This is a genomic window from Acuticoccus yangtzensis (assembly GCF_001927245.1).
GTDB lineage: Bacteria > Pseudomonadota > Alphaproteobacteria > Rhizobiales > Amorphaceae > Acuticoccus > Acuticoccus yangtzensis.
In genome coordinates, this window is the sequence record NZ_MJUX01000004.1 from 239,797 (window position 1) to 261,628 (window position 21,832).

At 69.2% G+C, this 21,832-nt stretch carries 17 protein-coding genes and 1 tRNA gene; 9 read left to right on the top strand and 9 right to left on the bottom strand.

Translation table 11 applies throughout. The features are described from left to right. Positions 1 to 169: 169 nt before the first annotated feature. Positions 170 to 1,486 carry a glycoside hydrolase family 3 N-terminal domain-containing protein gene (locus tag BIX52_RS12445; protein WP_083660207.1) on the top strand — a complete coding sequence of 439 codons (1,317 nt, stop codon included), beginning with the start codon at positions 170 to 172 and terminating at the stop codon, positions 1,484 to 1,486. 82 nt (positions 1,487 to 1,568) lie between these two features. Next, positions 1,569 to 3,071 (top strand): methyl-accepting chemotaxis protein, encoded by a 1,503-nt coding sequence (locus BIX52_RS12450; RefSeq protein WP_075221396.1) that lies wholly within the window; start codon positions 1,569 to 1,571, stop codon positions 3,069 to 3,071. 142 nt (positions 3,072 to 3,213) lie between these two features. Here the strand turns inward: BIX52_RS12450 and pdxH are convergent, their stop codons facing one another. Then, positions 3,214 to 3,828, bottom strand: coding sequence for a pyridoxamine 5'-phosphate oxidase (gene pdxH / locus BIX52_RS12455; RefSeq protein WP_245803187.1), 615 nt, complete (start codon positions 3,826 to 3,828; stop codon positions 3,214 to 3,216). Positions 3,829 to 3,922: 94 nt separating this feature from the next. Between pdxH and BIX52_RS12460 the strand changes: the two genes are divergently transcribed. Then, entirely contained in the window at positions 3,923 to 4,948 is a 1,026-nt protein-coding gene (locus BIX52_RS12460; RefSeq protein ID WP_075221398.1) for a DnaJ C-terminal domain-containing protein, read from the top strand. 75 nt (positions 4,949 to 5,023) lie between these two features. Here BIX52_RS12460 and BIX52_RS12465 read toward each other — a convergent pair whose 3' ends face one another. The 4 genes from BIX52_RS12465 to BIX52_RS12480 all read right to left on the bottom strand — a co-directional run bounded on the left by BIX52_RS12465 (position 5,024) and on the right by BIX52_RS12480 (position 9,161). Beyond that, positions 5,024 to 5,614: a pyroglutamyl-peptidase I family protein gene (locus BIX52_RS12465; RefSeq protein ID WP_075221399.1), complete on the bottom strand. Its 591-nt coding sequence runs from the start codon at positions 5,612 to 5,614 to the stop codon at positions 5,024 to 5,026. Beyond that, on the bottom strand, positions 5,611 to 6,495 hold the full coding sequence (locus tag BIX52_RS12470; RefSeq protein ID WP_205647812.1) for an MBL fold metallo-hydrolase: 885 nt from the start codon (positions 6,493 to 6,495) through the stop codon (positions 5,611 to 5,613). Before BIX52_RS12470 ends, BIX52_RS12465 begins: the two co-directional genes overlap by 4 nt. 194 nt (positions 6,496 to 6,689) lie before the next feature. Then, positions 6,690 to 8,117 carry an amidase gene (locus BIX52_RS12475; RefSeq protein WP_075221401.1) on the bottom strand — a complete coding sequence of 476 codons (1,428 nt, stop codon included), beginning with the start codon at positions 8,115 to 8,117 and terminating at the stop codon, positions 6,690 to 6,692. Between the two features lie 120 nt (positions 8,118 to 8,237). Continuing rightward, positions 8,238 to 9,161, bottom strand: coding sequence for an aminotransferase class IV (locus BIX52_RS12480; RefSeq protein WP_075221402.1), 924 nt, complete (start codon positions 9,159 to 9,161; stop codon positions 8,238 to 8,240). Between the two features lie 465 nt (positions 9,162 to 9,626). On the opposite strand from BIX52_RS12480, the gene BIX52_RS12485 reads away from it, so the two are divergent. From BIX52_RS12485 to BIX52_RS12505, 5 genes are read left to right on the top strand one after another with little or no spacing between them, the layout of a single operon-like run. Continuing rightward, a complete protein-coding gene (locus tag BIX52_RS12485) occupies positions 9,627 to 10,073 on the top strand; it encodes a hypothetical protein (protein WP_075221403.1) in 447 nt (148 codons plus the stop codon). Continuing rightward, a complete protein-coding gene (locus BIX52_RS12490; protein WP_245803188.1) occupies positions 10,070 to 10,792 on the top strand; it encodes a MotA/TolQ/ExbB proton channel family protein in 723 nt (240 codons plus the stop codon). The genes BIX52_RS12485 and BIX52_RS12490 overlap by 4 nt, the downstream gene beginning before the upstream one ends. Positions 10,793 to 10,829: 37 nt before the next feature. Beyond that, a complete protein-coding gene (locus tag BIX52_RS12495) occupies positions 10,830 to 11,234 on the top strand; it encodes an ExbD/TolR family protein (protein WP_157956253.1) in 405 nt (134 codons plus the stop codon). Further along, complete coding sequence (locus tag BIX52_RS12500; RefSeq protein ID WP_075221404.1) at positions 11,231 to 11,647, top strand: biopolymer transporter ExbD; 417 nt, start codon at positions 11,231 to 11,233, stop codon at positions 11,645 to 11,647. Before BIX52_RS12495 ends, BIX52_RS12500 begins: the two co-directional genes overlap by 4 nt. After that, positions 11,647 to 12,888, top strand: coding sequence for an energy transducer TonB (locus tag BIX52_RS12505; protein ID WP_075221405.1), 1,242 nt, complete (start codon positions 11,647 to 11,649; stop codon positions 12,886 to 12,888). The genes BIX52_RS12500 and BIX52_RS12505 overlap by 1 nt, the downstream gene beginning before the upstream one ends. Positions 12,889 to 13,126: 238 nt before the next feature. On the opposite strand, the gene BIX52_RS12510 is transcribed toward BIX52_RS12505, so the two are convergent. Continuing rightward, positions 13,127 to 13,203: transfer RNA gene (locus tag BIX52_RS12510), tRNA-Pro, on the bottom strand. Between the two features lie 35 nt (positions 13,204 to 13,238). Further along, on the bottom strand, positions 13,239 to 13,658 hold the full coding sequence (locus tag BIX52_RS12515; protein WP_075221406.1) for a DUF3830 family protein: 420 nt from the start codon (positions 13,656 to 13,658) through the stop codon (positions 13,239 to 13,241). A gap of 669 nt (positions 13,659 to 14,327) precedes the next feature. Between BIX52_RS12515 and BIX52_RS12520 the strand changes: the two genes are divergently transcribed. Then, the gene (locus BIX52_RS12520; protein WP_075221407.1) at positions 14,328 to 18,056 is read left to right on the top strand and encodes a vitamin B12-dependent ribonucleotide reductase; all 3,729 of its coding nucleotides are present in this window, start codon (positions 14,328 to 14,330) and stop codon (positions 18,054 to 18,056) included. A gap of 530 nt (positions 18,057 to 18,586) precedes the next feature. Here BIX52_RS12520 and BIX52_RS12525 read toward each other — a convergent pair. Continuing rightward, positions 18,587 to 19,888: a cation:proton antiporter gene (locus tag BIX52_RS12525; RefSeq protein ID WP_075221408.1), complete on the bottom strand. Its 1,302-nt coding sequence runs from the start codon at positions 19,886 to 19,888 to the stop codon at positions 18,587 to 18,589. Positions 19,889 to 19,904: 16 nt separating this feature from the next. Then, entirely contained in the window at positions 19,905 to 21,710 is a 1,806-nt protein-coding gene (aspS, locus tag BIX52_RS12530) for an aspartate--tRNA ligase (protein WP_075221409.1), read from the bottom strand. Positions 21,711 to 21,832: the final 122 nt, after the last annotated feature.

The window sequence follows — 21,832 nt, forward strand, 5'->3', positions numbered from 1 at the left end:
GAGCCTCGGCCGGAGCGCAGCCGGGCGCAATCTTGGCGCGAAGTTCGCAGATGATGCGACTGGCCATCGGCGGCACAATGTGTTGAGGGTCACCGCGGCGGGGTAGACCATGCGTCCCCGCCAGCCGATCATCTGATTTGCGTCAGACGTGTCGACAGGGAGTTGCCCCATGGCCCGAACCGTCCCGCACGGTTTCAACCGTTCCGCGCGCCGCTGTGCCGCCGCCCCGGCGGTCTCCCTCGCGCTTTGTGTTTGCCTTGCCGTCCCCGCCGCCGCGCAGGAGGACGAGTTGATCACCCGGCCGGCCGGGTGGCAGCCCCTCCCCGTTGCCAAACCGTCGATCAGCGAGTCTTTCGCCTCGACCTGCCAGCCGGTAGACCCCGAGCTTGCCTGGTTCCGCCTGCCGCAGCAGTTCCGCAGCGCCACCGTTGAGGAGATGATCGGCCAGCTCCTCGTCGTCAGCTACGGCGGCACGCGGCCGGACGATGCGGGGGTTGCCGCGGCGCGCGATGCCATCGCCCGATCGCGCATCGGCGGCGTGTTGACCTTCCGCCATAACATCGCCTCGGCGGGGGACATCGCCGCCGTCAACCGCTCCTTCATGGAGGCGCGGCCGGACCTTCCGCCGATCATCGCCGTCGACCAGGAGGGTGGCCTCGTCATGCGGGTGAAGCCGTCCGAAGGGGCACCCTCCACACCCGCCGCCGCCGACATCGCCGCCGGGTCCGAGGACGAGGCCCGCGCCGCCTATGACGACATGGCCGCCGCCCTCGCCACGCTGGGCTTCAACGCCAATTTCGGCCCCGTCGTGGACCTCGCCAGCAATCCTGACAATCCCGTCATTGCCCGCTTCGGCCGCAGCTTCGGAGCCGATCCGGCCACGGTGACCGACTATGCCACCGTCTTCGCCGAGGCTCACCGCGCCGCCGGGATCGGCACCGCGCTGAAGCACTTCCCCGGCCACGGCTCATCCACCGACGACAGCCACGAAGGCGCCATCGACTTGACCGCCACATGGTCGCGCCAGGAGATGCTGCCCTTCCGCGACATGATCGCCAGCGGCGAGGCCGACATGTTGATGGCCGGCCACCTCACGCTGAAGGGCGTCACCGAAGCCGACATCCCCGCCTCGCTGTCGCAGTCCGCGATCACCGGCTTCCTGCGCGAAACGCTCTGCTACGACGGCGTGGTGGTGTCGGACGATCTCGCCATGGACGCCGTGTCCTCGCGGTGGGACGCGGTGGAGGCGGTCACCATGATGGTCGAGGCCGGGGGCGACCTCGCCCTCCTGTCGCTCGGCACCGGGCAGGGTTACGAGGTGATCGACGCCATCTCGTCCGCCTTGGCCGAACATGCGCGCCAATCGCCGGAGTTCGCGGCGAAGATCCGCCAGGCCTATGCGCGCATCGCAAATCTGAAACTGGACCTGACGGAGTGGCGGCCCAGCCCCCTTTCGACTGAGATCGACACCGCCGGCCTGCCATGACGGACTGAACGGTCCCGTCTCAAGGTCCGGCCAAGCTGGATCGCGCACTCTCTCACCACCGGTAGGAGGGTGAGACGTTACTATGTCGAAAGGTTTCTTCAGCAAAGCGCTGTCCGGCAGTGCCCGCCAGGTTCTTCTCGAAGGACTGACGGCAGCCAACGTCCAGCTCCTGCTCGACGGCAACTATAAGATCGTCGAATGCAACGAGAATACGCTCGATGTTCTCGGTTACAATCCCGTCGGCAAGCCCTTCTTCGACGTGTTCACGCCGACCGGTGACGCTGCCGCCGCGGAGAAGGCGATCCTCGAACACGTCAAGAAGTCGCAATTCGCGATCCGCCTGGGGCAGATGAGGACGAAGTCCGGCGATACGCGCCAAATCAACATCCGCTGGTATGGTGTCGAGGCCGCGCGCTACAAGATCAAGCACGTCGTCATGGCGACGGACATGACCGCGGCCTACGCCGAGGAGGCGGCCCGCCTCGCCCGCGTGAAGGCGATCAACCGCGCCTACGCCGTGATCGAGTTCGACACGGCCGGAAAGATCATCGAAGCCAACGACGTCTTCTGCAAGGCGATCGGCTACCGCAAGGACGAGCTGCCGGGGAAACATCACCGGATGTTCGTGCCCCAGCACGTCATGTCGGACAGCGACTACAAGAACTTCTGGGCCGACTTGCTGAACAACCAAGTGAAGGCGGGCGAGTTCGAGCGGCTGCGCAAGGACGGCTCGCCGCTCTTCCTGGAGGCGAGCTACTCCCCGGTGCTGGACCTCAACGGCCGCCCCTTCAAGGTCGTCAAAATCGCGACCGACATCACCGACAAGGTGTTGCTGCGCAAGAACTCCGCCACCGTCGCGACCCAGGTGGACAAGAAGCTCGGCGAGATCGTCGAGGCGGTCTCCAGCGCCAACGACCGCTCGACGTCCGCCTCCTCGACGGCCACGCAGACCTCGCAGATGGTCCGCCAGGTCGCCGACGCGGTGCAGGATTTCGAGGCCACCACCCGGCGCATCGCCGACGCGATGGTGAAGTCCCGCTCGGCCGTCGGCCACGTGAACTCGCAGGCGGAGACCGCCGACAGGCACATCTCCGCCCTCTCCGAGGCGGCCAACTCGATGACGTCGATCGTCGAGATCATCTCCAAGGTGGCTGGGCAGATCAATCTTCTGGCGCTGAACGCCACGATCGAAGCGGCGCGTGCGGGCGAAGCGGGCAAGGGCTTCGCGGTCGTGGCGTCCGAGGTGAAGTCGCTCGCTGATCAGGTGGAGAAGTCCACCAACCAGATCGGCGCGGACATCGACCGGGTGCAGTCCGTCGCCGGAGACGTCGTGTCGGTGCTGAAGGGCATCGCCGGTGCGATCGAGGACGTGGAAGAAAGCGTCAACGTGGCGGCGGAGGCGGTCGAGGAGCAGACCACCGCCGCGCGCGACATCGCCGCCGGAATGAACCAGGCCGCAGCCTCGGTGCACGGGATCACGGACGACCTCAGCCGCATTTCCACGGCGGTGGCGAGCGCCAACGGCTACGCGCGCGAAGGCAGCGAGATGTACAGGTCCATCAAGGTGTCCGACGCGGTCCATTGAGGATCGCGCCGAAGACGATCCGCGCGGCGCAGCCCCGCGCGGATGCCGATGATGACGCAGACGGGCGCCGGCGAGCGATCGCCCGGCGCCTTTTCGTGTTCGGCGCGCGCGCCGGGTGCTCGGCGTGCGGCGTCCGGCGCGTTTAGGGATAGAGGCGCTGCACCGTGAAGCCGCCGTTCTCCAGCCGGTAGACGAATCGGTTGTGGAGGCGGAATTCGCCATCCACCCAAAATTCGATCGTCTCCGGGGTGACGCGGTAGCCGCCCCAGTGAGGCGGGCGCGGCGGGTTATCCCCAAATTCGGCTTCGCGCGCGGCGACCCGCGCGACGAGCTCGTCGCGGTTCGCAGCCGGCCGCGACTGGTCCGACGCCCACGCGCCGATCCGGCTGCCGAGGGGGCGGGAGCGGTAGTAGGCGTCCGATTCGGCGTCCGTCACCAGGCTGACGGCCCCGCGAATCCGGACCTGCCGGCGCAGCGTCTTCCAGTGGAACAGCAGCGCCGCCCGCGGATTTGCCTTCAGTTCCAGCCCCTTGGTGCTTTCACGATTGGTGTAGAATACGAAGCCGTCGTGGTCGTGCCCTTTCAACAGGACGATGCGGGCATCGGGCAGGCCCGCGCCATCCACCGTCGCCAACGTCATCGCGGTGGGGTCGTTGGGCTCGGTCTGGCTCGCTTCCTGCAGCCACACGGTGAACAGATCGAACGGGTCGGGCGTTTGCCCCGCTGCGATCACTTCGTCGGTAAGGCTAGAGGTCACGACCAAGCCGCACTACATATGGGTGTCTTCATGACAGCACCTCAAATGGATGGAGAGGCGCCGGACCGCCGGTGCCGCTAAGATTGGACCAGTGATGGCGCGCGACCCCTATACCGTGCTTGGCATATCGAAGTCAGCCTCGGAGAGCGAGATCAAGTCCGCTTTCCGCAGGCTGGCCAAGCGCTACCATCCTGACACGAATTCGAGTGACCCGAAGGCGCAGGAGCGCTTTTCGGAGGTCAATGCCGCGTACGAGATCCTCGGCGACAAGGACAAACGCGCCAAGTTCGACCGCGGCGAGATCGACGCGGCGGGACAGCCGCGCTTCCACGCCGGGTTCGGCTCCGGCGCGTCCTCGGGCGATCCCTTCGCCGGATTCGGCGGATTCTCCGGCTTCGGGCGCGGCGGATCGCAGAACACCGGCGGCAGCGGGCGCACGTGGCGCTTCTCCTCCGGCGGCGGCGGTGAAGGCGCGGCCGGGGTCGACGAGATCCTGCGCGAGTTCATGGGCGGAGCCGCACGGGGCGAGCGCGGCGGCGCAGGGGGCGGCGCAGGCGGTTTCGGCGCGGGCTTCGGCGGCGCCGGTGCGGCTGAACGCGGCCAGGACCTCGACGTCGTCGTCACCGTCACCCTGGACGATCTCGCGAGCGACGAGAAGCTGCGCGTGTCGCTGCCCACCGGCCGCACGGTGGACGTGAAAATTCCGGCGGGCGCGGAGCAGGACCAGCAGATCCGTCTGCGCGGGCTGGGGCACGAGAGCCCCGGCGGCGGGAGCCCCGGCGACGCGATCCTCACCCTGCGCATCGCGGCGCATCCGATCTTCCAGCGCGAGGGGCAGAATCTGCGCCTCGACCTTCCGGTGACGCTCTATGACGCGGCATTGGGAGCGAAGGTGCGGGCGCCGACGCTGAACGGGTCGGTCAACATCACCGTCCCGCCGGGCTCCTCCGGCGGCAAGACGTTGCGGCTGCGCGGGCTCGGCCTCCCCACCAAGTCGGGCGGACGAGGCGACCTTCTGGTGACGTTGCAGATCGATCTGCCGGACGACCTGCCCGAGGACTTCCTCGACATGATGCGCCGCTGGCGTGAGGACGCCCCCTACCAACCCCGCAGCGGCTGACGCCTCAGCGGCTGGCCCCTCGGCGGCTGCCTTAGCCGCTGACCGGATACACGTCCGCGGCGCGCAGGCGCCCGCTCACGCTGTGGCGGGGACGGCCTTGCGCGTGTCGTGGCGCAAAATGTCCATCACCTCGGTGATCAGCCAGCGGGCGTGGCGCACAAGCCCCGCATCGCTGAGCGGGCCGCGCGGCGTCGTCATCGGCACATGGACGAAGAGAACCTTCGGGTTGCCCGCCAGCGCCGCGCCCAGCCCGGCGTTGCACACATAGTCCCCCGCGCTGTGGCTGAGGCGCACGGGAAAGCCCGCCGCCCGCGCCTCGCGCACCAGCTCCGGAACGTCGAACATGGTGTAGCGGTGGCGCGCCAGGCGGCCGGGGCGCTTGCCCGCCGCATCCGGCTTGTCGCACGCATAGGGCGTCGCCACGCGCTCGTAGCGAATCATCGTCTCGCCGCCCGCGACGCCGAACATCAGCACCGCGTCGTAACGCGCGGCGAGCGGCGGCAGCGTCTCGCTCACGCTCCACAGCGTGTCGAGCCGCAGGGTGTCCACCCCGGCGGGCGGCGCCTCGGCCAGCGTTGTCACCAGCCGCTCGGTCGGGTTCTGCGGCATCCCCGGAAAGGAGCCGAACCCGGTCACCAGAAGGCGCGGGCGCAGCGTGACGATCATGCCGCCACCGGCCGCCAGCGGGCCGAGCGGCCGTAGCCGTCCGCGAACACGCGGCCCTCCTCCAGCAGCATCTCCAAGTGCGCCTGCACCGACATCGCCGCGGCGTCGAACAGGCGCTTGTCGATCGACGCATAGAGGCTGGAGACGATGTCGCTGATCGTGCGGTCCCCCTCGGCGAGGCGCTGCAGGATCGCCCGCTCGCGCATCAGCCGGTGGCTGCGGATGCCTGACACGATACGCGAAGGGTCCTCGATGATGTCGCCATGGCCGGGCATGTAGCGGGTGTGGCCCATGGGGATGAGCTTTTCCAGCGACGCCACGTAAGCGCGCATCGACCCCTCTGGCGGCGACACGACCGTGGTCGACCAGCCCATCACGTGGTCGCCGCTGAAGAAGTCGTCGCCGTAACCGAAGGCGACGTGGTCGGGCGCGTGGCCGGGCGTCGTCACCGCGGTGAGGCTGACTTCGCCGTTGTCCACCACGTCGCCGTCGGAAACGACGATGTCGATCGGGAACAGGCGGTCCTGGTAGCCCGGCGTCGGGTCATCCTCGCCCGGATGAAGCGCACGCCCCAGCCGCGCAGGCCCTTCCGCGACGATCGGCGCGCCGGTCATCTCCCGCACCGGTGCGAGCCCGGCGATGTGGTCACGGTGGGAGTGGGTGACGAGGATGTGTGACACGGTGCGCCCACCGATGGCGCGGTCCAGCGCGGCCAGATGCTCGGGCAGATGCGGGCCGGGGTCGATCAGCATCAGCCGGTCCCGGCCGACGAGGTAGGTGTTGGTTCCCGCCCCGGTATAGGGGCCGGGATTGGCCGCCGTGATGCGCACGATGCCGTTGCCGAGGTCGACGGCCTCGCCATGGCGCGGGTCAAAACTCAAGCGTCGTATCCTCCGGCTCTGTGGCATCCGGCGTTGTTGCATCCGGCTCTCTTGCATGGTGCTCGCGATACACGTTCCATTCCAATCGTCGCCGGGACGGCGGTCCGTGATGACATAGGCTCGCCATAGGCGGCACCCCGTGGCCGCCTATGGGTCGGCCCGAGGCGCCGCGCTTTGCGTCTACGCCCGCGGCGTCAGGCGAGCGCTGCGAAGTCCGGCACCGGGCGCGCCGTGTCGGCCGAGGCGGCGAAGTGGGCCTCCAGCGCTGCGGCGATCGCCATCACCTTGCGGTCCGCCCCGCGCGGGCCGATCACCTGAAGGCCGAACGGCAGGCCATGCCCGTCGCGCCCGCAGGGAATGGCCGCCGCGCAGGCGAAGGCCATCGTCGGAATGTAGGTGATCGCGAGCCAGCGCATGTAGGTTTCCATCGGCGTCCCGTCGATCTCCTTCACGTAGAGCTCGCTGTGCGGGAAGGGCGACACGGCGGCCGCCGGGGCGATCAGCGCGTCGTAACGCTCGAAGAAGGCGACGAAGCGGCGATAGAGGGCGGCCTGCTCACGCTGCGCCCATGCGATCTCGACCGCCTTGAAGGTAAGGCCCCGCTCGGTGTTGTCGATCACGTTGCGGTCGAGGTCGCCGCGCTGGGTCATCACCCGGTCGTGGTGCTGCACCAGGAAGGCGATGCCGCGGGTGATCTCGAAGATCTCGTGGGCCGGCCCGAAGTCGGGCGAGGCCGCCTCCACGGTGAGACCCGCACCGGCGAGCCCTTCCGCCCGCGCGTTGAAGACGTCCTTGATCTCGCCCGCGACAGGGGCGATGCCGAAGTCCGCCGAGGCGGCGAGGCGCACGCTGGCGAGGTCGACGGCGGGAATGTTCGGCTCCACCCCGTCGGCCGGGTGGGAGAAGGGATCGCGCGGATCATAGCCCGCCTGCACCGAGAGGAGCAGCGCGGCATCGGCCATGGTGCGCGCCATCGGCCCGTTGACGCCCCAGGGGGAGAGATAGGCGCCCATGTCAGGCGACGGGGCGAGGCCCAGCGACGGGCGGAAGCCGGTCACACCGCAGAAGGCGGCCGGCGTTCTGAGGCTCCCGCCATAGTCCGACCCGGTGGCGAGCGGGCACATGCCGGCCGCCAACGCCGCCGCCGAGCCGCCCGACGATCCGGACGACGTCTTCGTCAGATCGAACGGGTTGCCGGTGGGGCCGAACAGCCGGTTGGTGGTGTTCGCCCCGGCCGCGAATTCAGGCAGGTTGGACTTGGCGAACAGGATCGCCCCCTCGGCGCGCAGGCGCTGGCTGCCGAGGTCGTCCTCCGTCGCCACGTTGTCCTTGTAGAGCAGCGAGCCGTGGGTGGTCTTCATGCCCTTCACGTCGCGGTTGTCCTTCACCGCGATCGGCAGTCCGTGCAGCCGGCCGAGGGGCTTGCCTTCCATCACCGCCTTCTCGGCGGCCTTGGCGGCGGCGCGCGCCCCCTCCTCGTCGACGGTGACGAGGGCATTCACCTTCGGGTTGGTGGCGGCGATGCGGGCCAGGCAACTGTCGAGGAGCTCCACAGGCGACAAGGCTTTGGCACCAATGAGGCGGCGGGCCTCCGTGGCGTCGAGATCTGCGGGCTCAGTCATTGAAGGGTCTCCTGAAACGGGCCGGGATCATGGCGCCGCCTGCCCCACAGGGAAAGGGGCGGCATTCCATTTCATCGCTTTCGTTGCCGTCCGCCCCCGTCTCAGGCCGTGCGGCGCCCGTCAGGCCGCAGCGCTCGCCTCGGCCGCGGCGTAATCCACAGGCGTGGCGTGCCAGCCTTCGGCCCGTTTTTCCCAAAACCGCGCCTTCAGGGCGAGCGACACGGGGCCGGGACTGTCGTTGCCCAGCATGCGCCCGTCGATTCGCGAGGCCGGCATGATCCCGCCGGCGGTGGTGGAGAGGAAGATCTCGTCTGCCTCGCGGAACTCCTCCGCGGAAATGTCGCGCACCTCCAGCGGCAGGCCCATCTCCTCGCACAGCTCCATCACCGACTTCTGCGTCACGCCCTCCAGCGTGCCGCGCGCGGGGGTGGCGACGCGCCCGTCCGTCACGCAGAAGACGTTGAAGCCTGCGCCCTCGGTGACGTTGCCGTCATGGTCGAGCAGCACGGCGAAGTCGGCCCCCGCCTCCTCCGCCTCGAACTGTCCGGCGGTGAGGTCGCCCCAGTGAAAATTCTTGCCGCGCGGGTCGACGCTCGTGGCCGGGATGCGCCGCACGGTGGGGATCATCAGCCGCACGCCGCGCTCCTGCACCTCGGGCGGGGCGACCCAGGCCCACGGCATCGCCATCACCATGATGTAGGACGGGGCCTGCGAGGGCTGGCGCGGCGCACCCGGAGGCGGCGCGGCGCGTAGACAGTCCATCGCCACATAGGAGCGGGTGAGGCCGGACAGCGCCACCGTGCGGTGGACGATGGCGCGGATCTCGTCGTCGCTCTCCTTCGGCACCATGCGCATGCGCTCCATGGAGGCGCGGAAGCGGGCCAGGTGATCGTCGAGCCGGAAGAAGGCGCCGTCCCACACGCCGACCACGTCATAGGTCACGTCCGACCGCCGATAGCCCCAATGGGTGACGGGGATCTTCGCCTCGCTCAGCGGCATGTAGCTGCCGTCGATATAGGCGGCGCCTTTGGTGTAGTCGCTCATCGGATCCCTCTCTTTCCAGTCCCGGCGGCCCGCATCGTCCCGCGGCGGCCCATGGTGGTGCATCGGCGCGCCCGTGTCATCGCCGGACTTCTCGCGGCCGGGCCGCGCCTCCGGCCTCGTTCTCGCTCATGCATGGTCCGTTCCGCCGGGCGTGCGGCGCGCATCCGGGTGCGGCAAATCGGCTCCCGTCAGCCGGCGTGACGGACGCGCCCCCGCCCTGTCCGGCTGGCCGCTGCCGCCGTCGCCCGTCCGTATGTCGGTGTGAGGGCGCCCTCCGCGACCCGACGCTTTGACTTGGAATGCATCTCTATTTCGGATCGTTACGAAGAGAAATTCACCTTATAATCCCTCCAATTATAGATGAAGTGCCGGCGCTTGCCTTGGTCTCTGGACTGGAATAGTCCGCTTTTGCGGTGCCCTGCGTCGCAGCGGCGCCTTTCCACTTTCCGGCCTGCGGACGATTGCATGACCCTCATCTCAACGCGCCTCGCGGCGTCCTTCATCGTTGCGGCGATGCTTGCCGGTCCGGCGTGGGCCGAGACGGCCGCGCCGACGCCCGCAGCGCCCAATCTCGGCCTGTCGCTCAACAGCCTGCAGACCGAGGGGAGCGCCTGCCGCGTCACCTTCGTGGCCACCAACGCCATGGGCGTGGAGGTCGACGATCTGGGCATCGAGGTCGCCATCTTCCGCAAAGGCGGCGCGCTGGAGCGGCTGATGCGGCTCAATCTCGGCCACTTCCTCGACGGCAAGACGCGCGTGCGCCAGTTCGACCTCGCCGGCACCGACTGCACCGCCGTCGAAGCGATCCTCATCAACGACGTCACCGCGTGCGACGGCGACGGGCTCGACCCGCTGGTTTGCCTGCGCGCCATCACCGCCACCTCCAACACCGACACCGGATTCAGCCTGTGAACTTCGAAACGATCGTTCAGAGCCTCGTCGCCCGGCTCCAGGCCGAGGACGGCATCCTGTCCGTTCTCGCCCTCGGCGGGCCGGTGGTCATGCTGCTCGTCGCCCTGTCGGTGGTGATGATCGCGGTCAGCCTCATCAAGCTCGCCCAGTTCGCGCGCGCCGGTGTCGGTCGCCACGGTGCGGCGGAGCGTGCGGTCGAGACGGCGCTGCGCGGCGAGGCGGACGGGCGTCAGCGCTCCGGCGGCCCGCTGAGCCGCCAGGTCATCGCGCTGCAGATCGCCGAGGGGACGAACACCGCCGACGCGCGCGAGGCGGCCGAGAGCTACGCCGCGCTGCGCCTGCACCAGCTCCGCAAACTGGTGAACCTCCTCGACACCATCGCCCAGATCTCGCCTCTGCTGGGCCTTTTCGGCACCGTTCTCGGGATGATCGAGGCGTTTCAGGCGCTGGAGGGGGCGGGCAGCGCGGTCGACCCGTCGATCCTGGCGGGCGGGATCTGGGTGGCGCTCCTCACCACCGCGGTCGGCCTCGCGGTGGCGATGCCCGCGTCGGTCATCTCGTCCTGGTTCGAGTCGCGGATCGAGAACGAGCGGGTGGCGCTCGACACCTTGATCAGCCGCCTGGCGACGGGGTCGCGCGCCGGCCGCCTCGCCCACCCCGCCCGGCGCGGCGCCGGTCCCCGCGGCCCCGGCGATGCCGCCGCCCTCGCGGCCGAATGATGGGCGCCTTCAACCCGGCCGGCACGACGAGGCGCGCGTGATCGCCGCGCCCGTGCGCAAGAGGCGCCGCCTGCCGCTGACACCGCTGATCGACGTCATCTTCCTGCTGCTCCTCTTCTTCATGCTGTCGTCCACCTTCCTGCGCTTTGCCGATGTCGAAGTGGCCGCCGCCGCGGGTGCCTCGCCCCGCGCCGCCGCGCCCGCGGGCGACACGGCACTCCTGAAGCTCAGGTTCGACGGTACGCTGGCGCTCGGCCCCCGCACCGTGGCGCTCGCCGACCTCGCCGCGGAACTGTCGGCGCTGCCTGGGGACGGGATCGCGCGGCTGATCCTCACCGCCGACCGCGGCGCCTCCGTTCAGGCGCTGGTGGAGGTGCTGGAGGTGGTGGAGGCCGGGGCGCTGCCGGTGATCCTCGCCGCCCCCCCGGAGGAGACGCCGTGAGCCGCCTGCGCGCCCCCGCCCGCAAGGCCGACAAGGGCGAGCCGACGATCGCGCTCATCAACGTCGTCTTCCTGCTGCTCGTCTTCTTCCTCGTCGCCGGTACGCTGTCGGCGCCGCGCGATGCCGCGGTGGAGCTCGCCGACTCGACCGCCTTCGACCCCGCCGCGCTGGACCCCGCCGCGATCTACGTGGACGCCGGGGGACAGTTGCGCGTGATGGGTGAGGCCGTCGCCGCCGAGGAGGCCATCGCGCGGGTTGAGGCGGTTGCGACGCCGGAGCCCGGCGCGCCGCTCACCATCGTGCCCGACCGTACGCTCGACGCGCGCGATATGCTGGCCCGCCTCGCCGCCTTGCGCGCGGCGACGGATCGGCCGCTGACGATCCTCACCCGCCGCCGCACGGAGGCCGATTGATGGCCTTGCGCATTTCGCCCCGCGCGTGGATCGCCGCCGTCGTCCTGTCGCTGATCATCCATTTGACGATCGCGCTGGCGATGACCGAGACGGGAACGCCCCCCGCTCCGAGCGAGGCGGCGGCGACGCCTGTCACCATCGTGGTGGAACCGACCGCGCTGGAGGAGGTGACGACGGAGGCGGCCGAGGCGGAGGCGATCGAGGCCGCCGCCGTCGCGCCCGACGAGGGGCTCGAGGCGGAGATCGCGGACGCGGACGAGGCCGCCCCGGTCGAGCCGAGCGAAGCGGAGCCGGTGGCGGACGCGGACCCTGCGCCGGTGGACGCCGCGGCCGTGGATGCGGAGGTCGTCGAGGCGGACGCCGCCGAGGTGGACGCGGCGCCGGTGGAGACGGTCGAAGTCGTCACCGAGCCGGCCCCTGCAGAGATCGTGCCCGCGGACGCTGTGGCGGTCGCCGAGGCCGCGCCGCTCGAACTGGAGGTGGCCGAGGTTCCCCCGGTCGATCCCACCCCGGTCGAGGTGGCGATGGCGGCCCCCGAACCGCCGGCAGAGCCGGTGGCCGAAGCGCCGCCCCCCGCGCCCGCCGAGGACGCCGGCGAGGCAGACACGCAGGCGGCTACAGTCGAGCCCGTGCCCGATATCGCCCAGCGCCCGGCCGATCCGACGATCGCCTTCCCGATGGCGCGCCCCTCCCCCGACGCGCCGCAGGAGCCGCCGACCGCCGAGGAGATGGCCGCCTTCGAGAGCGTGCCCGTGCCGCTCTTCAACCCCGCGACGCCCGCCGAGCGAGCCGCGGCCGATGCGCGGTTCCGCGCGCGTGAGGCCCGCCGGATGGCCGAGGCGCGCCGCGCCGCGCAGGAGCGCCGCGAGGCCGAGGCGCAGCGCGCGGCGACCCGCCGTGCCGCGGCGGCGGAGGCGCGCACGACGCGCCGTGCCGCGCGCACCGGCGGAAGGACATCCGGCGCCCAGGCCGCCGCCGCGGAGGCGGCCTACGGGCGTGCCGTCCGCTCCCGCGTCGCACAGGCGTTCGGGCGGCAGGGCGCGCGGGGTCGCGGCCGCGCCGTGGTGCGCTTCACCGTCGGCCGCAACGGCGCGGTGTCGGGTGTGACGCTGGTCGAGAGTTCCGGCGACCGCGGCATCGACCGTGCCGCCCTCGCCGCCCTCAACACACGCTTCCCCGCCTTTCCCGCCTCGGTCACGCGGGCGAGCCTGTCCTTCGCCATTCCCCTCCGCGTCCAGTAGGGCGTCCAGTAGGGCGCGGCGGCCCGCCGCATTCGTGCGTTGGGCCCCGCGCAGGCGCCAGAGCGTGCGACGGGCTCCCGCGCCAGCGCAGCGCCATGACGACGACCGACCGCGAAACGCAAAAAGCCGTGCGGCGGGACAGATCACTGCCCGCCGCACGGCTTTCAACGGATCGTCGTCACACCGCGCGCATCAACTTGCGCAGTGCATGGTCCCCACCAGTTTTCATTGAATTGAGTGGTCGGAGTGGCAGGATTTGAACCTGCGACCCCCTCGTCCCGAACGAGGTGCGCTACCAGGCTGCGCTACACTCCGTGTGCCGAGCCATCTAGCCGGATTCGGCTGTCAGCTCAACCCTCAGCCAGCGTTATTTTCAACGGCTGTGCGCCGTGCCAGAGGCACCGCGTCCCGAGGGCGTGGAGGCTCTCTAGCCCACTCGTGAGCGTAAGGAAATGGTTTCCGGCCAGTTGTCCCATTTTCGATGCGAAATGCACACCTCCATAGGCGAGAAGGATTTCGGTCTCAGAAATTCCGCCCGGATAGAGGATCATCTGCCCAGGGGCGGGATAGCTGGTATGGTTCTCGTAGGTGACGCCGAAGTCGCGCTCGCCCAGCGGAACCCACACGCCCTCGCCGCTCCAACGCACGTGCACGAACTGACTCTCGAACGGCATGTTCGCCTTGAAGGCCGCGCACGTCTTCGGCGCCTTCTCCTCCTCCAGCACCGCCTCGAACACAAACGGCCCGGCCTCGACCTTCACCTTCGTCATCGTGATCCTCATCTTGTCGGCGCCGCTCCGGGGCGCAGTCTCAGGACGCCATAGCCCGCCGCCCGCTCGAACGCCATGCACGCCCCGCGCCGCACGTCCCGACGACAGGACCGCACAGTCTCAACGGCCCCGCACAGTCAATCACCCGCGTCGTGCCGCGCGCTGCCTGTGCATGACGCGGCGGGTAAAGGCACCGTCATCGCGCCGTCACGAATCGGCGGCCACGGATCGGATCCGCGCCGCTGGCAAGGCGCAGCGCACAACGATGTTGATAAGTGGCCGATAACGCTCGAACAGGTGTGCAAGCAGGCGCTTAAGGGTGAACCTTAAGGGACCGGAGCGGGCCGCCGTACGCGCTCCGAGTGGCCGCACCGCCATCCACAAGGCCGCGGCGCCGGGCCATCCACAGCGAGCCCGCCCGCATCGACGTCGGGCCCCGATGTTTACCCTTCGTTCCGGCCATGATAATTTACTATTCATTAAGAGCTGACCCGCCATTTAGGTGGCATCGCGGCGCTCAGACACCATATGTGGTGTGTGGGGATGATTCGGGAAGCCGGGGATAACCTCGTCCGTCCACAGGCGAGGCACCCCTCTCCCCTAGCCACCCCACCCCCTCCTGAGCACCTTCTGTCGCCCAGACGGGCCTAGTTTGGTGAAGGACGAACGATGCGGATTGATCGGCGCTACACGACGGACGGTAAGTCCCCCTACGACGGTATCGAGTTCCGGACCGCGGTTTCCGAAATCCGCAATCCGGACGGCTCGGTCGTCTTCCGCCTCGACAATGTCATGGTGCCCGCGTCCTGGTCGCAGGTCGCCACCGACATCATCGCGCAAAAATATTTCCGGAAGGCCGGCGTTCCCGCCAAGCTGGTGAAGGACACCGAGAACCAGGTTCCGGTGTGGCTCTCCCGCTCCAAGGCCGACGACGAGGCGCTCGCCGCGCTGCCGCAGAACGAGCGCACCGTCGGCGAGACCGACAGCCGCGCCGTCTTCGACCGCCTCGCCGGCGCCTGGACCTATTGGGGCTGGAAGGGCAAATATTTCGACACCGAAGACGACGCCCGCGCCTTCTACGACGAAATCCGCTACATGCTCGCCACCCAGAAGGTGGCCCCCAACTCGCCGCAGTGGTTCAACACGGGGCTGCACTGGGCCTACGGGATCGACGGCCCCAGCCAGGGCCACTTCTACGTCGACTTCCAGTCCGGCGAGCTGACCCGCTCGGCGACCGCCTACGAGCACCCGCAGCCGCACGCCTGCTTCATCCAGTCCGTCGCCGACGATCTGGTGAACGACGGCGGCATCATGGACCTGTGGGTGCGTGAGGCGCGCCTCTTCAAGTACGGCTCCGGCACCGGCTCCAACTTCTCGTCGATCCGCGGCGAGGGCGAGAAGCTGGCCGGCGGCGGCAAGTCGTCCGGCCTCATGAGCTTCCTCAAGATCGGCGACCGCGCGGCCGGCGCCATCAAGTCCGGCGGCACCACCCGCCGCGCGGCCAAGATGTGCGTGGTCGACGTCGATCACCCCGACATCGAAGCCTATATCGACTGGAAGGTGAAGGAAGAGCAGAAGGTCGCCGCCCTCGTCACCGGCTCGAAGGTCGTCAAGAAGCACCTCACCGCGGTGATGAAGGCCTGCGTCAACTGCGAAGGCTCCGGCGACGACTGCTTCATGCCGGAGAAGAACCCGGCCCTGAAGCGCGAGATCAAGGCCGCCAAGCAGGCGATGGTGCCGGAGAACTACGTCCGCCGCGTCATCCAGTTCGCCAAGCAGGGCTACACCTCGATCGAGTTCCCGACCTACGACACCGATTGGGACTCCGAGGCCTACCTCACCGTCTCCGGCCAGAACTCCAACAACTCCGTGCGCGTGACGGACGACTTCCTGCACGCGGTGAAGTCGGACCGCGACTGGGACCTCACCTGGCGCACCTCCGGCGCCGTCGCCAAGACGCTGCCGGCGCGCGAATTGTGGGAGAAGATCGGCTATGCGGCGTGGGCCTCGGCCGACCCCGGCATCCAGTTCCACACCACCATCAACGACTGGCACACCTGCCCGGCGGGGGGCGAGATCCGCGCCTCCAACCCCTGCTCGGAGTACATGTTCCTCGACGACACGGCGTGTAACCTCGCATCGGTGAACCTGATGCAGTTCCGCGCCGAGGACGGGGCCTTCCAGACCGAGCTGTTCGAGCACGCGGTGAAGCTCTGGACGATGGTGCTGGAAATCTCAGTCACCATGGCGCAGTTCCCGTCCGCCGAAATCGCCCAGCGGTCCTACGACTACCGCACGCTGGGCCTCGGCTTCGCCAACATCGGCGGCCTCCTGATGGTGTCCGGCATTCCCTACGATTCCTCGAAAGGACGGTCCATCTGCGGCGCCATCAGCGCGATCATGACCGGCGTCGCCTATGCGACCTCGGCCGAGATGGCGCGCGACCTCGGCCCCTTCCCCAAGTACGCCGAGAACCAGGACGCGATGCTGCGCGTCATCCGCAACCACCGCCGCGCGGCGCATGGCGAGAATGGCGGCTACGAGAAGCTCGCCACCCGCCCCGTTCCGCTCGACAAGGCGGCCTGCCCGGATGCGGCGCTCGTGGAGCGCGCCGAGGCGGCGTGGGACCGTGCCCTCGGCCTCGGCCAGAAGTACGGCTACCGCAACGCCCAGGCGACGGTGATCGCCCCCACCGGTACCATCGGCCTGGTGATGGACTGCGACACCACCGGCATCGAGCCCGACTTTGCCCTGGTGAAGTTCAAGAAGCTGGCCGGCGGCGGCTACTTCAAGATCATCAACCGCGCGGTCCCGGCGGCGCTCGAGGCGCTCGGCTACAGCCAGAGCCAGCGTGAGGCGATCATCGCCTACGCCGTCGGCCACGGCTCGCTGTCCGGCGCCCCGCACATCAACCCGGACTCGCTGACTGAGAAGGGCTTCCCGGCCGAGGCGATCGCCGCGGTCGAGGACAGCCTCGCCTCCGCCTTCGACATCCGCTTTGCCTTCAACAAGTGGACCATCGGCGAGAAGGTGCTGCGCCAGATGCTGTGCGCCGACGCCAAGCTCGACGATCCCGCCTTCGACGTCCTCAGCGCGCTCGGCTGGTCGAAGAAGGAGATCGACGCGGCGAACATCCACGTCGCCGGTGCGATGACCTTGGAGGGTGCGCCGCACCTCAAGGCCGAGCACCTGCCGGTGTTCGACTGCGCCAACCCGTGCGGGCGCCTCGGCAAGCGCTTCCTGTCGGTGGAGAGCCACATCCGCATGATGGCGGCCGCCCAGCCGTTCATCTCCGGCGCGATCTCCAAGACGATCAACATGCCGAACAACGCCGCGGTGGTGGACTGCATGGCCGCCTACGAGCTGTCCTGGCAGCTCGGCATCAAGGCCAACGCGCTCTATCGTGACGGCTCCAAGCTGTCGCAGCCGCTGTCGGCCGCCCTCATCTCCGACGACGAGGACGAGGTGGAGGAGATCATCGAGGCGCCGGTGGCCGCCCGTGCCGCCAAGGTGGCCGAGAAGCTGGTCGAGCGCGTCGTGGAGCGCGAGGTGATCACCCGCAAGCGCGAGTCGATGCCCGACCGGCGCAAGGGCTACACCCAGAAGGCGATCATCGGCGGCCACAAGGTCTATGTGCGCACCGGCGAGTTCGACGACGGGCGCCTGGGCGAAATCTTCATCGACATGCACAAGGAGGGCGCCGCCTTCCGTGCGATGATGAACAACTTCGCCATCGCCATCTCGCTCGGCCTGCAATACGGCGTGCCGCTGGAGGAGTTCGTGGACGCCTTCACCTTCACCCGCTTCGAGCCGGCGGGCCTGGTGCAGGGCAACGAGGCGATCAAGAACGCCACGTCGATCCTCGACTACATCTTCCGCGAGCTCGCCATCTCCTACCTGGGCCGGAACGATCTGGCGCACGTGACGCCCGAGGACGTCGGCGGGGCGACCGCGCTCGGCCACGGCGTGAAGGGCGACAAGCCGCAGCAGCAGATGGTGTCGCGCGGTCTGGTGCGCGGCCAGCAGTTCCGCCTCATCCGCGCCGATGCGCCGGAGGCCCGCGCGGTGGACGTGATCGCCCACGCGCTGACGCGGACCGCGGCGCACGGCAATGCCGCCACCGCTTTGGCGCCGCTGGAAGAGGCGAGCCCGGCCGGGGAGCGCTCGCCGATCGACGAGCTGCGCGCCGAGGTGGCCGCTCTGCTGGGCGCCGAGATGGAGGCACCCGCGGCCGCGGCGGCCAAGCCCGCCGCGCCGACGAGCAGCGAGCAGGCGATGATCGCCCGCCTGAAGGGTTTCGAGGGCGACCCGTGCGGCGAGTGCGGCAACTTCACCCTGGTGCGCAACGGCACCTGCCTGAAGTGCGACACCTGCGGCTCCACCTCGGGCTGCTCGTGATCTGCGAGACGTCGCCGGCCCGGTGAACGCCGCGCACGATTGAGACGACACGCGGCGCGCCGGCCTCCGGCGCGCCGCTTCGTTTGCCGGGTGCCGCACGGCTGACGGTGGACGCGGCAAGCGGCGGGCGTCGCAGGCGGTGGTCACGGCAGGCGGCGGGCGTCGCAGGCGGTGGTCGCGGCAGATGACGGGCGCGGCAGGCGGTGGACGTCGCAAGCGGTGGACGTCGCAGTCGAGACGCCGAGGACGCGGTGGGAACGGCAGGCCGAGGGGCCGTGTCTGCGTCGGGACGTCGTCGCACACGAAAACCCCGGCGACCGGAAGGGCGCCGGGGTGCGCCTCGTTTCACCGGAGTGGGAACGCCAGCGGCGCGCCCGCGAAGACAGCGGCGGTGGGTTATGGCGCGCGGTAGGTCATACGCAGCGGCGCTCGCGCGGCGCCTCTCGGCTGCTCGGGCATGGGGCGACGGGTGCCCGCCGCGGCGCCTCCGTCCGTCCAGCTTATCGTGTTCTGCACTGGGGCCGCGGTGTTCAACCGCCGCCTTCTCGTGCCGGGTCGCGGTCCCCATGGTGGCCCCGCAAGCGCGTCGGGAACGGCGAGACGGACTGGCGTTCGCCGCTGGCCGGCCCGCCGTCGACCGAGCGGCCATAGCGCCGCGCCAGCGGGGCGGCACTCACACCGTGGAGTACGATGCTGAGCGCCACGGTGAGGAACGCGGTGACGGTGACGTCGTGCAACCCGGCAAGACCGGCCCCAGCGCCCTCGCTGATGATGAGGACGTAAAGCAGCGAGGCGAGACCGCGCGGACCGAACCAGCCGATGAACAACACGCTGCGCCGCATCAACCGGGTGCCGATGAGGCTGACGGCCACCGGCACCATCCGCAGCACCGTCAACGAGAGCAGCGCATAGAGGAGGTGCCGGACTCCGACCTCGGCGAAGGCGACCGGCAGAAGCACCGCACCGAAGATCATGAAGACGACGAGGTTGAGGAGCTGACCCTCCGTCTCGCCGAAGTCCTCCACCGCGTCGAGGAGAACGCGCGACCGGGTGCCGACCACCATGCCCGCCACGAACGCGGCGATGAAGCCGTTGCCGCCGATCAGCTCGGCCGTGCCGAAGGCCATGATGGCGAGCGAGAGCACCGAGATTTGCACGAAGACGCGGTTCATGATGCCGCGGCGATGGGCCCAGGCGACCGCCGCGGCCCCCGCCGCGCCAACGCCGATCCCCGCCAGCGGCCCCACCACCACTTGGCCCGCGGTGAACAGACCCCACGCCGCGACGCCGCGCGCCTCCTCCGCCTCCACCGCCAGCGACAGGACGATGACGAGGACGGGAAAGGCCAGCCCGTCATTGAGGCCGCTTTCCACGTTGAGCGCCTGGCGGATACGCACCGGCACGGCAGGATTGTTCACCACCGCCTGGCCCAGCGCCGCGTCGGTCGGCGACAGGATGACGGCGAGGAGCGCCGCCTGCCACACATCCAGCCCCGGCAGGACGAGGAGCGCGGCCACGGTGCCGAACACCATCGTCAGCGGCAGACCGATGCCGAGCAGCCGCAACGGCACGTCATGCTCGGCATTGAGGCGTGAGACGTCGATGCGCGCCGCGTCGGTGAAGAGGACGAGGACGAGGGTGATCTCGGCGAGGCTATGGATGACCGCGCCGTTCACGTTGAGGCTGACGACGCCCAGCACGGCCGAGCCGGTGACGAGACCGAAGGCGGTGAACACCATCGGCCCGGTCAGGCTGCCTCTCTCGCCCCAGCGCGAGAAGAGGCCGTAGAGGAACACGCCGAGCGCGATGATGAGGAGGTCGGGCATCCCCATCAGCGCGCGCCGCCGGTCAATTCGGCAGGTTCAGGCGGATGTGCAGCTCGCGAAGCTGCGCCGGGGTGACCTCGGACGGGGCGCCCATCATCAGGTCCTCGGCGCGCTGGTTCATCGGGAACAGCGTCACGTCGCGCAGGTTCTCGCGCCCGCACAGCAGCATCACGATGCGGTCGATCCCCGGCGCAATACCGCCGTGCGGCGGCGCGCCATATTCCAGCGCCGACAGCATGCCGCCGAACTTGTCGTGCAGCACCTTCTCGTCGTAGCCGGCGATCGCAAAGGCCTTCTTCATGATCTCCGGCTTGTGGTTCCGGATGGCGCCGGAAGACAGCTCGATGCCGTTGCAGACGATGTCGTACTGGAAGGCGTCGATGGTCAGCGGGTCCTTGGTCTCCAGCGCCTCCAGGCCCCCCTGCGGCATCGAGAAGGGGTTGTGGCTGAAGTCGACCTTCTTGTTCTCCTCGTCCCACTCGAACATCGGGAAATCGACGATCCAGCAGAAGGCGAACTGGTCTTCGTTCATGAAGGTACCGCCGGACAGCTCCTGCAGCTCGCGGCCGACCTTCGTGCGCGCCTGACCGGCGAAGGACAGGAACTGATCCGGCTTGCCGGCGCAGAAGAACACCGCGTCGCCCGTGCCGAGGCCGAGCTGTTTGCGCAAGGATTCGGTCCGCTCGGGGCCGATGTTCTTGGCGATCGGCCCGGCGGCCTCCATGTCGCCGCCGCCCTCAGGCGTGCGCCAGAAGATGTAGCCGAGGCCCTTCTGCCCTTCGGACTGCGCCCAGGAGTTCATCCGGTCGCAGAAGGTGCGCGAACCGCCGCCGGGCGCGGGGATCGCCCACACGCGCACCTTCGGGTCCGACGCGATCATGCCTGCGAAGACCTTGAAGCCCGAGCCGTCGAAGTGCTCGGTGACGTCGCCCATCTCGATCGGGTTGCGAAGGTCCGGCTTGTCGGAGCCGTATTTCGCCATCGCGTCCTTGTACTTGATGTGCGGGAACTTCTGCGTGACGGGCTTGCCCTCGCCGAACTCCTCGAACAGGCCGCGCAGCACCGGCTCCACCGCCTCGAACACGTCCTGCTGCTCGACGAAGCTCATCTCGATGTCGAGCTGGTAGAACTCGCCGGGCGAGCGGTCGGCTCTGGCGTCCTCGTCGCGAAAGCAGGGCGCGATCTGGAAGTAGCGGTCGAACCCGGCGATCATGCACAGCTGCTTGAACTGCTGCGGCGCCTGGGGCAGCGCGTAGAACTTGCCGGGGTGGAGCCGCGACGGGACCAGGAAGTCGCGCGCGCCCTCCGGCGAGGAGGCCGTGAGGATCGGCGTCTGGAACTCGGTGAAGCCCTGCTGCACCATGCGGTTGCGGATCGAGGAGATGATCTTCGACCGCTTCACGATGTCGTTGTGGATCGTCTCGCGGCGCAGGTCGAGGAAGCGGTATTTGAGGCGGATGTCCTCCGGATAGTCCGGCTCACCGAAGATCGGCAGCGGCAGCTCGGGCGCGGTGGACAGAACCTCGATCTCGCGGGCGAAGACCTCGACCTCACCGGTCGGCAGGCGGGCGTTCTTCAACGCCTCTTCGCGCTCCTTCACCTCACCGTCGATCTTGATGACCCATTCGGCGCGCACGGTTTCGGCGGTCTTGAACGCGGCCGAATCCGGGTCGATGACGACCTGGGTGATGCCATAATGGTCGCGCAGGTCGATGAAGATGATGCCGCCGTGGTCGCGCACACGGTGCACCCAGCCGGAGAGGCGGACATTCGAGCCGGCATCGCCGGCGCGAAGGTCGGCGCACGTGTGGGAGCGGTAACGGTGCATGACAGGGCCTTTGAAGAGGGAACAATCGCCCGCGCATTGCCCACCGCAGCGCCATGATGTCAAGGTCGCGGCGCATCTGCCGGCCTCCCATGCACCGCGGGGCGGCGGTCGGAGCGTGCTTC